The organism is Enterococcus sp. AZ078 (assembly GCF_051714985.1).
Taxonomy (GTDB): Bacteria; Bacillota; Bacilli; order Lactobacillales; family Enterococcaceae; genus Enterococcus_B; species Enterococcus_B hirae.
Map to the genome: position 1 here is coordinate 2,379,041 of NZ_JBIOSW010000001.1, position 13,982 is coordinate 2,393,022.

Genomic DNA, 13,982 nt, shown 5'->3' on the forward strand with positions numbered 1-13,982 from the left:
TTTCCACCTCTTTCTTACTCTCACTACAAATAAAGCAAGATACGTGCCAACATAGTGGCGGTATCTTGCTTACGATTAAAATTCTTCTTCTGAGCCTATTTTATCCTCTACATTTTCGAGAATATCATAAATATAAGCGACTTCTGATGGTGGGATTGTGACACTATAATGTTCTTCGATGACACTAAATGCTTCTTTGATTCGATCCAAGGTTTCTTTTTGACACTGTAACAACTGTTCTTGACCATGGTAACTTTCAATCGGGATCTGCCGGATCAATCGCTCGATCAAACAACTGACATGGACAAAAAGGGCGATCTTTTGTGGCGTCGTGATGTTCTTATCAAAACGCATCTCCAATTCACGCATAAACAGCTCGATTTCTGTCATCACTTTTTCTGTATCAAGGATCGTCACCGACTCCAGTACTTTTTCTAATGAAAAATTTCGGACAAATTGCTGATCAAAGTTAGCTTGTTCTTTCAATGAAAAAATAGGAGCCAGCCATTGAACAAGTTCATCCATTTTCTCTCCTGAAATCAATGACTCTAACGAAAGATATGGCATCGTGTCGATTTGAGGATTCGTTGTCCCAATGATGCCAATCACATCGTACATCGAAAAAACCGATTCCGTTAATTTTCTTTGTGTTAATACTTGGTATTCATAAGGGATGATTTTAAGTGCGCTGTTTGCTGGTAAACTTTTTTCAAGTAGTTCACTCATATGGACAGCCGTTCCGATCCCCGTCATGCAAGTGATCAGTAATGCTTTTTGTTTATTTTTTTGAGGGTAAATGATCGTCCACTCTGCTTCCAAGGAGGCCACCGCTTCCTTGACGATTTCTTCCAGATCAGTCATTTTTTGCATTTTTTCTCCAATACTGATAACTAATGGTGTTGTCACATTATTCAAAATAACGATTGGGGCAAAGACCTGATCTTTGAATAGTTGATGGATTTCTTTTAGCGAGCCCATATCAACTAAAATGATCAGTCCATTAGAGATATCATGACGATTACTGTAATCGATCATTTCATCCGCAATTTGTTGGGGTGTCACATCTAAGGGCATATCAAAGGATTCAAACAGATCATTTCCCAACAGTCGATTAGCGACGTTTGCCATACTACTAGCGGTAGCATAACCATGAGCAGCAATGATTGCTTTAGGCACACTTTGTTCTTTTGTCCATTTCGTCCGTCTCAAATAGATCGTTAATAAAATATGATCTAATAAAGTAACTTCTAAATCTAACTTAGCTTGTGTCAATTCCAAGATCCGATGGGCGTAGTGATAGTTTGCTGGATACATTAGTTCTAACTGGCGGTCTAGTTCCTTGATCAATTGTTCGATTTCCCCATCTTCTGGTAACCACTTTACTGTGCTTCTTTGATAGAGATAATAACTTAGCGCATAGACGCTGTTACCATCAAACTTGATCTGATAGGCACTTTCCATTTGTTTTAGCGTTTCTCGAATGGAGTGCAACCAGTAGACTAGTAGTTCATGTTTTTCTTGGCGACTCGTTTCAAAGAGTAAAAAATCAAATAAATAAACGACTTCTTCTTTTAATTTTTCCTCACAGTTACTTACTGTTGCGCCATTTTTCTTAAAGGTCAATAATAGTTGTTCAAAGCAGCGGATCATTCGCTCCTGTTCTGGTTGTCTTTTTTCAACCAAATGAGCTAATTCTTTTTTCTCAGTGATCCACACAGCTGATTGGGCTGGGCTGTCTTGATGGGGAACCTTCAAAAGATATCTTTGTAAATGTTGGAGTTTGATCGATAGGCTCTCTTCCTCTTTTTGTTCAGCGAATGCTTTGGCTACAGCTACTTTTACGCTATTTTTCAATTCGCCGATGTTTCCCGAAAAACTTTGGTTCGTCAATAATGACAGCACTTGACCACTCACTTTCATTGGTCGCTCGATTTTTCTTTGTTCATTTAAGAAAAAAGAATAAATCAGCTCCAATCGTTCTTCTTTTCCACGAGCACGTAAAGAAGGTAGATCAATCTTAAAAGGAATCCGACGCATAAAAGTGGGCAGAAAATGTTTGGTGACTTCTTCAGTCGTAGCAAAGAAGAGCCGAACATCGACTTTTTTCCCCTGATTCGTTTCTCCCATTCGATAAATAATCCCTTGATCCAGATACGTAAACAATTTTTCTTGTCCTTCAGGGCTAAGTCGATGAACTTCATCTAAAAATAATAATCCCCCATCGGCTGCCTCAAAAGCGCCAACCTTATCTTGTGTCGCACCGGTGTATGCTCCACTGACATGTCCAAATAAATTACTCGTCAACAATTCTGGATTGTCGGCATATTGGGCACAATTCAACGTCACGAAAGGCGCATTTTCTGGTAAGAGATCATGTTCTAAACAGTATTGATAAACGATATTGACTAAGAAGCTTTTCCCTGTACCACTTTCTCCAGTTAATAACACAGGTAGCCCACCATCTGGATAAAAAAGAGCTGTTTTGATTTGTTCAATGCTTTCTTTCAGGCTTGCTTCGTGACCGATCACTAAAGAAAAAAGATCTTTACTTCTTGAAAAAATAGGCTGTTCAGCCCTAATTTCTTCAGTTGAGGCATAATACGTTTTACTTAAAGCAAAAAATTGCTGTTCAAAAGCCATTTTATGAAAGTAATAGACCGGACGAGAATTGATCTTAACCAAAATGCCAGCTTCATTTAATTGATTAAGATAATGACTGACCGTATTACGTTTCACTTTAAAGTATGCTGCTAAATATTTCGCTGTAAAAACATCACTTAATTGTGCTAAATCGATAAATGCCGTTTGATTTTCTAAATAATCTTGGATTTCTTCTTTTAACATTCTCTCACCTCTTCTCCATCATAGGAAACGCATTCATTTTGTCAATAGCTATTTTTATCTAAAAAGAAGGAGAAACAAACGAGATTCGTCAATGACTTTTTTTGCTAATTCACTTCAAAGTTTCATTTATGAAAAGGCTTATTCACTTTTCATTCTAAATTTCATAAGATACAATGTGAGAGTACCTACTTATACATAGGAAAGTACTCGTTTAAGACAAAGGGTCATCAATGTAAAATAGACAGAAATTTCTTGCAACTGACTCCCCTTTCTCTTAAATCCGTGCCTACCGTTTAAGTAGCTAAGAAAGAAATTCGAGAAAATTTATTTGGCTTTTTCTTAGCTAATGGTAAATATATTTTAGGAGGAATCATATGATTCAGTTATTGCGTTATGCAAAAGATTACCGTAAACAAATCATTCTGGGTCCCGTTTTTAAATTCTTAGAAGCTGTCTTTGAATTGATTTTGCCATTATTGATGGCCTCATTGATTGATAACGGTCTAAAGATGAATGATCGTGGTGTGATCATCCAAATGGGGATCTGGATGGTCGTGATGTCAGTTGTTGGATTGATTTGTGCGATCATTTGTCAATATTATGCTTCAATAGCTTCACAAGGATTTGGTACTGAGCTTAGAAATCAACTAATCAAGAAAATCAATTCCTTTTCACATAGTGAATTAAATCATTTTGGTACAGATACATTGATCACTCGAATGACGAACGACATCAACCAACTCCAATTAGCATTAGCCATGGTAATCCGTTTATTGATCCGTGCGCCATTTCTAAGTATCGGTTCAGTCGTCATGGCCTTTGTGATTGACTGGGAAATCGGCTTGTTTTTCTTAGCTATCCTACCGATTTTTTCAATCATTTTATACTTTATCATCAAAAAAACAATTCCACTGTACCAAAAAGTCCAAGAAAAACTGGATCGTTTAAATGAAACGGTTAGTCAAAATCTAAGCGGTGTTCGTGTAATTCGGGCATTCTCCCGCACAAAAACAGAAATTGATACTTTTGATGAGGACACCGATGAATTAGCTAAAAACTATTTACGTGTTTCAAACATCTCAGCTCTCTTATCACCGGCTACCACATTGATCATGAATATCGGTATTATTTGTTTGTTGACTGTTGGTGGGATCAAAGTCAATATCGGACATTTGCAACAAGGTCAAGTCCTTGCGTTGATTAATTACATGAATCAAATGTTACTGGCATTGATCGTCGTATCTAACCTGGTCGTTATCTTTACCCGGGCCGAAGCTTCAGGTAATCGGGTCAAAGAAGTCCTAGAAACTGACACCACACTGACAGATGCAGAAGATGCCTTGACACCGAATTTCCAATCCGAAAACATCATTCAATTTGAACATGTCGACTTTCGTTATACTGAAAAATCAGGATTATCTTTACAAGACATTACTTTTGCTTTGAAACGAAACACGGTTTTGGGGATCATTGGACCAACCGGTAGCGGAAAAACAACTTTAACTCAATTGATTCCACGTTTCTATGACGTCAACGCAGGTTCCGTTGCTTTTGATGACGTGGATGTTCGCTCATGGAAACTTGATCCTTTAAGAAGCCAAATCTCACAAGTTCCTCAAACCGCTGTTTTATTCACTGGAACTATCCGTGAAAACCTTCAATGGGGAAAAGAAGATGCCACAGATGAAGAATGTTGGGAAGCTCTTAGAATTGCTCAAGCAGAAGATTTTGTTCGACAACTTCCTAAAGGATTAGAAACAAAAGTAATGGAAAACGGAAAAAACTTTTCTGGCGGTCAAAAACAACGGCTAACGATTGCACGTGCGTTAATTGCCAAACCTGAATTATTGATTTTAGATGATTCTTTAAGCGCGTTAGATTATCAAACCGATCTTAACTTAAGAAAAGCATTACAAACCTCACTAGATACGACAGTCATTATTATTTCTCAACGAATCCGCTCGATTCAAGAAGCACATAAGATCCTCGTGATGGATCAAGGAAAGATCGTTGCGCAAGGGAAACATGAAGATTTATTGAAGGATTCCGTTGAGTATCGCGAAATCGTCGCATCACAGGAGGAAGAATAAGATGAAAACAAAAAAATTATCCTGGAAAACCCTCAAACGATTCGTTCCTTACCTTACAGCCTATTCAAAAGATATCTGGTTTGCGATCCTTTTAGGGATCATCAACGGGATCGCTACTGTGGTAATGACTTTACAGATTGGTCAAAGTATTGACCAAATGATCGGCGCAGGTCAAGTCCGATTTGCTCAATTGTTCCACCTCTTATTATTATTTGGCGGGATCGTATTGATCAACGTGATCAGTCAATGGCTGATCCAAGTCTTAAGTAATCGCTTGGCTTATCTTTCCGTAGCAAAATTAAGAAAAGATGCCTTTGCACGTTTGAATAAATTACCGCTTCGTTACTATGATCAAAATTCACACGGGAATATCGTTAGTCGTTTTACCAACGATATGGATAATATTTCCATTGCGATCTCTGCGGCTTTTAACCAAATGTTTGCCGGCGTGGCTATCATCGTCTTGTCTTTTATATTTATGTTACGCCTTAGTCCTTTATTGACACTCGTCGTGATTTGCTCCACACCGATCATTTTTCTTGTGAGTTGGATCGTTGCCCGTGCATCACAAAACGACTTTGACAATCAACAAAAGATTATCGGGAATATCTCTGGTTTTGTCACCGAACGGATCGGGAATCAAAAAATTGTCAAAGCCTTTCAACAAGAAGAAATGAATCAGCGACAATTCCAAGCATTGAACACTGATCTTTATCAAAAAGGACAACGTGCCCAATTTTCTTCTTCTTTGACGAATCCGTCTTCTCGTTTTGTGGATCACTTGGCTTATCTTTCGATTGGATTAGTTGGTGGTTTACTAGCATTAAGAAGTGGCTCAGCCATTACAGTCGGTGTGATCTCTAGTTTCACGATCTATTCTAGTCAGTTTTCTAAACCGTTTATTGAACTTTCTGGAATCACGACACAGATCCAAACCGCTTTTTCTGGATTAGAACGTGCCTTTGAACTCATCGATCAACCCGAAGAAACGCCAGATGAACCTAATGCTTATGCGTTGAATCCAGCAACAATCAAAGGTGAAGTAGCGTTCAATCATGTATCCTTTTCTTATGAACCAAGTCAACGATTGATCGAAAATTTCAGTTTTGTTGCTAAACCAGGGCAAACGATTGCGATTGTAGGTAAGACTGGTGCTGGTAAATCCACGTTAGTTAACCTGTTGATGCGTTTTTATGATGCGACAGGTGGAACCATTACGATCGACGGGTATGATATTCGAGATATCCAAAGAGATAGCTTGCGAAAAAGCTTTGGAATGGTTTTACAAGATACTTGGCTCTTTGACAGTACGTTAAAAGAAAATCTACAGTATGGCAATCCAGATGCTAGTGATGAAGAAATCAATCAAGCACTCAAAGCTTCGTATATGTATGAATTTGTGGAACGCTTGCCTGAAAAGTTAGCAACAAAAATCGGCGGACAAGGACTGAAAATCTCTGACGGACAAAGACAATTGTTAACGATCGCCCGTACAATGATCAGCAACCCTCCTATGTTGATCCTAGATGAAGCAACTAGTTCAGTCGATACTTTGACGGAAAAGAAAATTCAAGATGCCTTTTTAACAATGATGGAAGGCAAAACGAGCTTTGTGATTGCCCACCGTTTATCGACAATCAAAAATGCCGATCAAATCTTAGTCATGGAGCAAGGCGCCATCGTTGAGATGGGTACCCACGATGAATTACTACAAAAAGACGGGTACTACCATCAACTATATCAAGCGCAGTTTACTAAACAGTAATCCTGTAATTAGACAAACAAAAGAAGCAACCTTCTGGGATGGGAAGGTTGCTTCTTTTGTTTCTGAGTTGACTATTTTGCGTGAAGAGTCATACTTCTTAAAATCTTTTTGTATGGAATACTACGTCCGACGTAATACATCGCAATGGTTTGAATAGGAATCCAAACGACTGTTTTTAATAACCTTGGTGCCCAGACGATCCAACTAAATAATGGAACATGATACATCATCGCTAGCCACAAAGGAGTCAATAGCAAATTAATGATCAGCGTGACCGAAAGGGTAGCTAATAGCGAATTTTTCCAAGTAATCTCTTTTCGGTAAAAAAAGAAACCATAAATTGCTCCTTCGATAAAGGCATTTAAAGTAAAGCCAATAAAGAAAGCTGTTTTTGAAAATAACGCCATTCCTACTAAGTCAGCTAATACACCCCCAATTCCAGACCAAAACGGGCCAAATAAAATCCCCATGATCATTTGTGGAATAAATGTGACACTGATCTTCACAAAAGGGGTTTCGATCGATACCAAACGGGATAAAGTGACCATCAAAGCAATCAACAATCCCATGATAGCGATCATGCGTGCGTCTAACCGATTTTTCTTCATTTCTTAGCATCTCCTTTAAGAGCTGCTACATCCTACATGCAGCGAATGCGAAAATAAAACCGCGAACAACTTGTCCTTCGTCAAAGAGGCAACATCCCATCCTCTCAGCACTTAACGCTTTATTTTCTACTCTGTTTATTTTTGGGAAGTCATTCCCAGCAAAACTATAGCATAGATCACACACGACTGTAAATAAAAAAACATACATTCCCGAATAAAAAGTAATTCATGTTCGTGAAAAATCACACATTCAACGAACATAAATGGACGATCAATAGCAAATAACGAATTTTATTCCAGAGACAACGGTCGATTTTCTAACTCATGAACTACAGTACGGAAATCCAGAAAGCCAGCTTCTAGTCCTCGCAACAATACTTCTGCTGTTCCAATATTAGTTGCTAAAGGAATTTCGTAAACATCCGATAAGCGGATCAGTGCAGTCACATCCGGTTCATGAGGCTGTGCAGCCAACGGATCTCGCAGAAAAATCACGAGGTCTAATTGATCTTCTGAGATCATTGCACCAATTTGTTGGTCACCACCTAAAGGACCGGATTTAAAGCGATGGACTTTTAAGCCAGTTGCTTCGGTGATTTTACCACCTGTTGTCCCAGTTGCGAATAATTCATGTTTTTCCAGGATTGCCTTATAGGCGGTTGTCAACTTGATCATCAAGGGCTTTTTGCGGTCATGAGCAATTAAAGCAATTTTCATATCGATCATCCTTTCCTCTCTCAACATCTTGTTCCTACTCTATTCTACCTCAAGGTGTAGCATATTGCCCAAAAAGACAATCAATTCTTGTTCAAGTTGCCATTGAGCATAGATAACGCTTTCATTTATACTTAATTCAACATTAAAACTAAACAGAAAGCGTGGAATGAATCATGGTAGAAATGGCACTGAAACATGTATACAAACAATATGACAACGCAGAAAATTATTCCGTAACGGATTTTAACTTAGCAATCGATGATCGTGAATTTATTGTCTTTGTTGGACCTTCTGGTTGTGGAAAATCAACTACATTAAGAATGATTGCTGGGCTAGAAGATATCTCGGAAGGAGAATTAAGCATCAGCGGTAAAGTGATGAACGATGTAGCACCAAAAGATCGTGATATCGCTATGGTATTCCAGAACTATGCGTTATACCCACACATGACTGTATTTGACAATATGGCTTTTGGGTTGAAGTTGAGAAAGTATGACAAAGCAGACATCAAAAAACGGGTAGAAAATGCTGCTGAGATTTTAGGGCTTACTGAATATTTGAAACGTAAACCTGCTGCTCTCTCAGGTGGCCAACGTCAACGGGTTGCTTTAGGACGTGCCATCGTTCGTGATGCAAAAGTTTTCTTGATGGATGAACCATTATCAAACTTAGATGCAAAATTACGGGTAGCGATGCGTGCTGAGATCGCCAAACTCCATCAACGTTTAGAAACAACAACCATCTATGTAACCCACGACCAAACAGAAGCAATGACGATGGCAGATCGTATCGTTATCATGAAAGATGGTTTTATCCAACAGATCGGTACGCCAAAAGAAGTGTATGACACACCAGTCAATATGTTCGTCGCAGGCTTTATCGGTTCACCCGCAATGAACTTCTTCAACGTTACTTTAAACAATGGAGTAATCAGTGACGGTCATGGCTTAAAATTAAAAATCCCTGAAGGAAAAAACAAAGTCTTAGTTGAAAAAGGCTATGAAGGGAAAGAAGTTGTTTTTGGTATTCGCCCTGAAGATATCCACAGTGAACAAGTGGTGTTAGAAGCACAACCCGAAGCAGTTGTTCATTCAGAAGTTGTTGTATCAGAATTGTTAGGTGCAGAAACCATGCTTTATACCCGAACAGGTACAACTGAATTTATTTCAAAAGTCGATGCACGTGACTTCCATAAACCAGGGGAAATGGTCGACTTAGCATTCAATATCAGCAAAGGACATTTCTTTGACAAATCAACTGAAGAAGTGATCGGATTGCCATAAAAATTAAAAAATCAGCTTTTGATGTAAATTTTGGCAGAAACTATGCCAAAAGCTAGAACTATAACAAATAAGCCGAAAGTGCTTTGTTCATACACAGCACTTTCGGCTTATTCATTTTAAAGGAGTTATCTCTAGTTAAAGAGGAAAAACTGATTGATAATGGTACTTTTTTCAAGCCATTTTCTTGATTGATTTCGTTGAAGGTGTCTTCTGACTTACTTGCTTAGCTTTAGTGAAAACTGGAATATCAAAGTATTTGCTCAATGTTCCGGCTACAAAATAAGCAATATTGTAATCGACTAAACTATGGATCAACCCACCAATCCCCATTAGGATAAAGACTGTATAAAAATAGCCTTCAGAATAATAAGTTTCTGGCATGTTCCCTACAAAGAAAAAGACACTAACCACTGACATTTCCGCAATCGAATGAATGATACCTATCACAAAATTGAAACTTTGGAAGCGCCAGTTGGCTAAAGTAAATTGGCCATTTTTTAAAACGATTTCTGGTTTCTTTTGCAAATACCAAGAACCAATCACTGCAAAAATCAAATGAGATAATGCACGCAGCGCAATAATTACTGGTGTGGTCAAAAAGAAGCCAAATGTTGTACCCAAAGCAACGGTAATCGCAATTCCTGGTGAAAAAAACATCGCAATAAATATGGGTACATGAGAAGCCAAAGTAAAAGAAGCAGGTGGAATCATGATTTTTGGCATAACCATTGGAATAATAACCCCCATAGCTATCAACAAGGCAGAAATAGTCAGGGATCGTACTGATTTTTTTTTCATTTTTTTCTCTCCTAATGTGTCTTGACACCTTTATGATGTCTTATTTTAACTTTAACAACAAAATGTGTCAAGACACATCAATCAGAAAAATGTTGAATGAGCCTTTTTCATGTATTCAATTATCCGACACCAGATAAAGTAAATTTTGAATGAAGCTTATACAAGAAATATGTTTTAAACTACAGTCTCTGCTAGCTACATCATCTCCTTTTATTTTTGTCTATATAGATGAAAGACAAATACAAAAAAGAAGTACGCTCTATGTACATGTCAACAACAATATTTCCTGGAACCCTATTTAGCCCCAGTATCATTCTAATTCCCTACCCTAAGGTATACACTAAAACAACGAGATACACTGGGCTCACCCTCTTGAAGTATAGTCCATTTTAATGGTTGCTGATTTTAATACAAAAATAAACCCGTCCACCCTCACTGAAGTTTATGACAGGTTTATATTTGGTTGTTTTACTTCAATCAAAAAAATTTTTTTCTTTTTTATAAGGATAGCTCCACCAAAACAACAGTATGAACACGATAAAAAAAATTACTTTTAGATAGGCAGGAACATCCCTGAAATAAACTCTTACTGTTTTTCCAAAATCATCATGAATGAATAATCTAATGAAATTAGATACACAAAAAAATAGTGTCAGTCCCCAAAAAATCAGTCTCTTTGTTCCTTTCATTTTCTTACACTCATCCTATAAGAAAATGAAGCTAGCAGTCTTAACAGTCCAATGAGCTGCGGTTCTATTCCACCCATGGTTCACTAACCAATTTTCTGCACCTTGTTCTAAATTATCTTGCCATTCGAATAAGTAATTAGTAACATCACTTACCGTTTTTTCACCTGTTTTAGCTACTAACCATTTGGCTATCTTTTTAATGACAGCAATTTTCCAGCGAGGAGTTGGTTGTCTATCGGACTCGTATTTTTCTTTTAATATTTGTAATTGCTCCACTTGGGATAAGTGAGCCCCGGATACTAATCGTTCAAATTCTGCTTTCTTTTCATTTGATAAATCGTTGTAGTATTTATCAAATTCGTTTGTGGCGGTAAAGTTCGTAGCTTTTTCTGAAGCAAATACATTGGTAACAGGGGCAATTGATCCGCCAACGGTAATCAATGTTAACCCCAAAACAATCGATTGGTTCATTTTGTTCATTAACTCACCCTTCTTTCTCCTTAGTAATCAAAATAAGTTCTAAAAATTCATCGTGTTCATTTATGATTATAGTATCGTTTTATTCTAAAAAAATTTATTTTCATAAGAAACTATTTTTCGGTCTAAACCGTTAGCCATTCTTAAATACATGAACGATTATGATCTTAAACTGAGATTACAGGAATCGGGTTACAGTAGTCATTTATTTATTTTTCAATTAGTGATGACCATCCAACTCATTTTATTGGACTTAGATAAACAAAACGCCTAAAAGCTAGCATGCTAGACTTTTAGGCGTTTTGCTTTCTTTATTGAATTAGATTAGAACTTAATTTTTCTCGCTCATCTCTTCCATTGCATTACTTAATGCAGCAAATTCGGCTAATGAGAGGGTTTCTCCACGACGTTTAGGATCGATGTTAGCTTTTTCTAAACTAGTCGTTAACCAAGCTTTCGTTGCTTCATCTTTGCCATATGAAGATTGTAAGTTATTCCATAATGTTTTTCTTCGTTGCTGAAACGCTGCTTTTGTCAATCGGAAAAATGCCTTTTCATCAGTAACCGCTACAGCTGGTTGCTTTCTTCTGGTTAGTTTCAAGATAGCTGAATCGACGTTCGGTTGCGGAACAAAAACAGTCTTAGGTACGATGAAAGCAACAGATGCTTCCATATAATACTGTACAGCGATTGATAATGAGCCATATGCTTTTGTACCAGGCTTAGCAGAAATACGGTCAGCGACTTCTTTTTGCATCATCACAACCATTTCTTCTACTTGCAGATCTGATTCTAAGAAATGCATCATGATCGGTGTCGTAATATAATAAGGTAAATTTGCAACAACTTTGATCGGTAAATCTTGTTCAAAATAGGTTGTTGCTGCCTGATCTAAATTAGTTTTTAAAATATCTTGATGAACAACAGTCACATTAGGATAAGGAGCTAACGTATCTTTTAACACAGGAATCAAGCGATCATCGATTTCAAAGGCAACGACTTGATTGGCATTACGTGCTAGTTGTTCCGTCAACGCTCCAATACCTGGACCAACTTCGATGACATTTGTTTGTTGATCGATTTCGCCAGTTTCCACGATTTTTCTTAAGATATTTGGCTCAGTCAAAAAATTTTGACCTAAACTTTTTTTAAATGAAAATCCATGTTTCAATAAGATTTCTTTTGTTCTAGAAGGTGTCGCAATATCACGCTGTTCACTCATGTTGTTCCTCCACTTTTTTCATTGCTTGGGCAAATTCCTCTGGTGTGATTCGAAACATTTTCAAACGCTTCTCCAGTTGTTTCCCATTGGTATAACCAATTCTTAATTCGTCCCCTAATTTTTCACGTTTTTCTTTTGCTTGCGCTCCCGCTATTAAACCATGAGAAATCAGCACTTGTCTAGTAATTTCCGTTTCGTCTTCCTCAAAAGATGGGGTGATTACTTTTTTTAATGCTTCTAATATGGCCTCATCACTAGCATGCTCAACGCCAAGACTTCCTTGTTTTTTAGGACGTGCTTGTTGACGGGGTAAAAAAGCATGTTTTGCCTGAGGAACGACTTCCATGATCGTCTTGCGGATTTTCTCGCCCGAAAAATCAGGATCAGTAAAGATGATTACACCACGTGTTTCCTGCGCATGTTCAATCTGCATGAGTATTTCATCATTGATCGCTGAACCAATCGTTTCGATCGTGTCGACGTCGACTACTTCTTGGAGTCTTCTAGTATCGTCTTTTCCCTCAACGACTACAATTTCTTGGATTTTTAATTTAGTCATTTTCAGCGATCCTAAATAGACGATGAGCATTTTTCCAAGTTTGGAGCGCCACTTCTTCTACCGGAAGATTACGTAATTCGGCAATTTTTTCAACTGTATAACGGGTATAACCTGGCTCGTTTCGTTTCCCACGATAAGGTACTGGAGCTAAGTAAGGCGCATCCGTTTCTACTAGCAATCGATCGAGTGGAACATGAGTGGCTGCTTCTTGAACATCTTGCGCTTTTTTGAAAGTCACGACCCCACTAAATGAAATGTGCATTCCTAAATCAAGAAATCGTTTGGCCCATTCAAAATCGCCACTAAAACTGTGCATGATTCCACCAATATCACGAATATCTTCTTCTTTTAAAATTTGATAAGTATCTGCTAACGCTTCCCTGGTATGGATACTGATCGGCAGATTCATTTCTTTCGCAATCGCAATTTGTCTACGAAAAACTTCAGCTTGCACTTCTTTCGGATCTTCCATCCAGTAATAATCTAAGCCGATTTCACCTAACGCTACCACTTTCGGCATCGTTAATTGCTCTTGTAATTTTTTCTCAACGTCTTTAGTATAACTTCCTGCTTCAGTAGGATGCCAACCAATAATACTATATATGTTTGAATAATCGTGACTAAGCTGTAATGATTTTTCGATCGTTGGGGTATCGAAACCTACTACCGCCATTTTTGTCACGCCCAACTCTTTGGCCCGTTCAATAGTTTCAGGAATATCATCATTAAATTGTTCCGCATTCAAATGGGTATGAGAATCAAATATCATTTTTTATCGCTCCTTTTCTTCATTACTTTAGCATATAAGTTGCTATGGCAGAAGTAGGAAAGACGAAAATCAGGTCAAATTTATTGAAATGCAAATTTCTAGTTGTAAATAAAAGGACTTAAGCAAGTTTCCTCTCTTAAGTCCTTTTACATGACTATTAA

Annotated in this window: 12 protein-coding genes and 1 riboswitch; of the genes, 4 read left to right on the forward strand and 8 right to left on the reverse strand. The window is 37.7% G+C overall.

Going from position 1 to position 13,982, the window contains the following annotated elements; all coding sequences use genetic code 11:
* Nucleotides 1-75: 75 nt before the first annotated feature.
* The gene (locus IGJ18_RS11135; RefSeq protein ID WP_088745473.1) at nucleotides 76-2,844 is read right to left on the reverse strand and encodes a sigma 54-interacting transcriptional regulator; all 2,769 of its coding nucleotides are present in this window, start codon (nucleotides 2,842-2,844) and stop codon (nucleotides 76-78) included.
* 374 nt (nucleotides 2,845-3,218) lie between these two features.
* On the opposite strand from IGJ18_RS11135, the gene IGJ18_RS11140 reads away from it, so the two are divergent.
* Nucleotides 3,219-4,934 (forward strand): ABC transporter ATP-binding protein, encoded by a 1,716-nt coding sequence (locus tag IGJ18_RS11140; RefSeq protein ID WP_438843325.1) that lies wholly within the window; start codon nucleotides 3,219-3,221, stop codon nucleotides 4,932-4,934.
* A 1-nt stretch (nucleotide 4,935) separates the two neighbouring features.
* Nucleotides 4,936-6,699: an ABC transporter ATP-binding protein gene (locus IGJ18_RS11145; RefSeq protein WP_088745474.1), complete on the forward strand. Its 1,764-nt coding sequence runs from the start codon at nucleotides 4,936-4,938 to the stop codon at nucleotides 6,697-6,699.
* 71 nt (nucleotides 6,700-6,770) lie between these two features.
* Here the strand turns inward: IGJ18_RS11145 and IGJ18_RS11150 are convergent, their stop codons facing one another.
* Together IGJ18_RS11150 and mgsA are read right to left on the reverse strand one after the other, a co-directional pair.
* On the reverse strand, nucleotides 6,771-7,307 hold the full coding sequence (locus IGJ18_RS11150; protein ID WP_010720763.1) for a folate family ECF transporter S component: 537 nt from the start codon (nucleotides 7,305-7,307) through the stop codon (nucleotides 6,771-6,773).
* Between the two features lie 37 nt (nucleotides 7,308-7,344).
* A riboswitch (THF riboswitch) is annotated at nucleotides 7,345-7,443 on the reverse strand.
* 155 nt (nucleotides 7,444-7,598) lie between these two features.
* A complete protein-coding gene (gene mgsA, locus IGJ18_RS11155; RefSeq protein WP_014834468.1) occupies nucleotides 7,599-8,024 on the reverse strand; it encodes a methylglyoxal synthase in 426 nt (141 codons plus the stop codon).
* A gap of 173 nt (nucleotides 8,025-8,197) precedes the next feature.
* Between mgsA and IGJ18_RS11160 the strand changes: the two genes are divergently transcribed.
* Nucleotides 8,198-9,307: an ABC transporter ATP-binding protein gene (locus tag IGJ18_RS11160; RefSeq protein ID WP_438843326.1), complete on the forward strand. Its 1,110-nt coding sequence runs from the start codon at nucleotides 8,198-8,200 to the stop codon at nucleotides 9,305-9,307.
* Between the two features lie 171 nt (nucleotides 9,308-9,478).
* On the opposite strand, the gene IGJ18_RS11165 is transcribed toward IGJ18_RS11160, so the two are convergent.
* Nucleotides 9,479-10,105: a hypothetical protein gene (locus IGJ18_RS11165; protein ID WP_438843327.1), complete on the reverse strand. Its 627-nt coding sequence runs from the start codon at nucleotides 10,103-10,105 to the stop codon at nucleotides 9,479-9,481.
* A gap of 704 nt (nucleotides 10,106-10,809) precedes the next feature.
* Entirely contained in the window at nucleotides 10,810-11,274 is a 465-nt protein-coding gene (locus IGJ18_RS11170) for a hypothetical protein (RefSeq protein ID WP_034700608.1), read from the reverse strand.
* Nucleotides 11,275-11,422: 148 nt separating this feature from the next.
* Here IGJ18_RS11170 and IGJ18_RS11175 point away from each other — a divergent pair, with 148 nt between their 5' ends.
* Nucleotides 11,423-11,545, forward strand: coding sequence for a hypothetical protein (locus IGJ18_RS11175; protein ID WP_438843328.1), 123 nt, complete (start codon nucleotides 11,423-11,425; stop codon nucleotides 11,543-11,545).
* A gap of 57 nt (nucleotides 11,546-11,602) precedes the next feature.
* On the opposite strand, the gene rsmA is transcribed toward IGJ18_RS11175, so the two are convergent.
* The 3 genes from rsmA to IGJ18_RS11190 are packed head-to-tail and all read right to left on the reverse strand — an operon-like array spanning nucleotide 11,603 to nucleotide 13,821.
* Nucleotides 11,603-12,493 (reverse strand): 16S rRNA (adenine(1518)-N(6)/adenine(1519)-N(6))-dimethyltransferase RsmA, encoded by an 891-nt coding sequence (rsmA, locus tag IGJ18_RS11180; RefSeq protein WP_438843329.1) that lies wholly within the window; start codon nucleotides 12,491-12,493, stop codon nucleotides 11,603-11,605.
* Nucleotides 12,486-13,052: a ribonuclease M5 gene (gene rnmV / locus IGJ18_RS11185; protein ID WP_010720769.1), complete on the reverse strand. Its 567-nt coding sequence runs from the start codon at nucleotides 13,050-13,052 to the stop codon at nucleotides 12,486-12,488. Before rnmV ends, rsmA begins: the two co-directional genes overlap by 8 nt.
* Nucleotides 13,045-13,821: a TatD family hydrolase gene (locus IGJ18_RS11190; RefSeq protein WP_010720770.1), complete on the reverse strand. Its 777-nt coding sequence runs from the start codon at nucleotides 13,819-13,821 to the stop codon at nucleotides 13,045-13,047. Before IGJ18_RS11190 ends, rnmV begins: the two co-directional genes overlap by 8 nt.
* Between the last annotated feature and the right edge of the window lie 161 nt (nucleotides 13,822-13,982).

Coding starts and splice junctions, on each gene's coding strand:
- IGJ18_RS11135 (WP_088745473.1), bottom strand. CDS start 2,844: ATGTTAAAAGAAGAAATCCAAGATTATTTAGAAAATCAAACGGCATTT.
- IGJ18_RS11140 (WP_438843325.1), top strand. CDS start 3,219: ATGATTCAGTTATTGCGTTATGCAAAAGATTACCGTAAACAAATCATT.
- IGJ18_RS11145 (WP_088745474.1), top strand. CDS start 4,936: ATGAAAACAAAAAAATTATCCTGGAAAACCCTCAAACGATTCGTTCCT.
- IGJ18_RS11150 (WP_010720763.1), bottom strand. CDS start 7,307: ATGAAGAAAAATCGGTTAGACGCACGCATGATCGCTATCATGGGATTG.
- mgsA (WP_014834468.1), bottom strand. CDS start 8,024: ATGAAAATTGCTTTAATTGCTCATGACCGCAAAAAGCCCTTGATGATC.
- IGJ18_RS11160 (WP_438843326.1), top strand. CDS start 8,198: ATGGTAGAAATGGCACTGAAACATGTATACAAACAATATGACAACGCA.
- IGJ18_RS11165 (WP_438843327.1), bottom strand. CDS start 10,105: ATGAAAAAAAAATCAGTACGATCCCTGACTATTTCTGCCTTGTTGATA.
- IGJ18_RS11170 (WP_034700608.1), bottom strand. CDS start 11,274: ATGAACAAAATGAACCAATCGATTGTTTTGGGGTTAACATTGATTACC.
- IGJ18_RS11175 (WP_438843328.1), top strand. CDS start 11,423: ATGAACGATTATGATCTTAAACTGAGATTACAGGAATCGGGTTACAGT.
- rsmA (WP_438843329.1), bottom strand. CDS start 12,493: ATGAGTGAACAGCGTGATATTGCGACACCTTCTAGAACAAAAGAAATC.
- rnmV (WP_010720769.1), bottom strand. CDS start 13,052: ATGACTAAATTAAAAATCCAAGAAATTGTAGTCGTTGAGGGAAAAGAC.
- IGJ18_RS11190 (WP_010720770.1), bottom strand. CDS start 13,821: ATGATATTTGATTCTCATACCCATTTGAATGCGGAACAATTTAATGAT.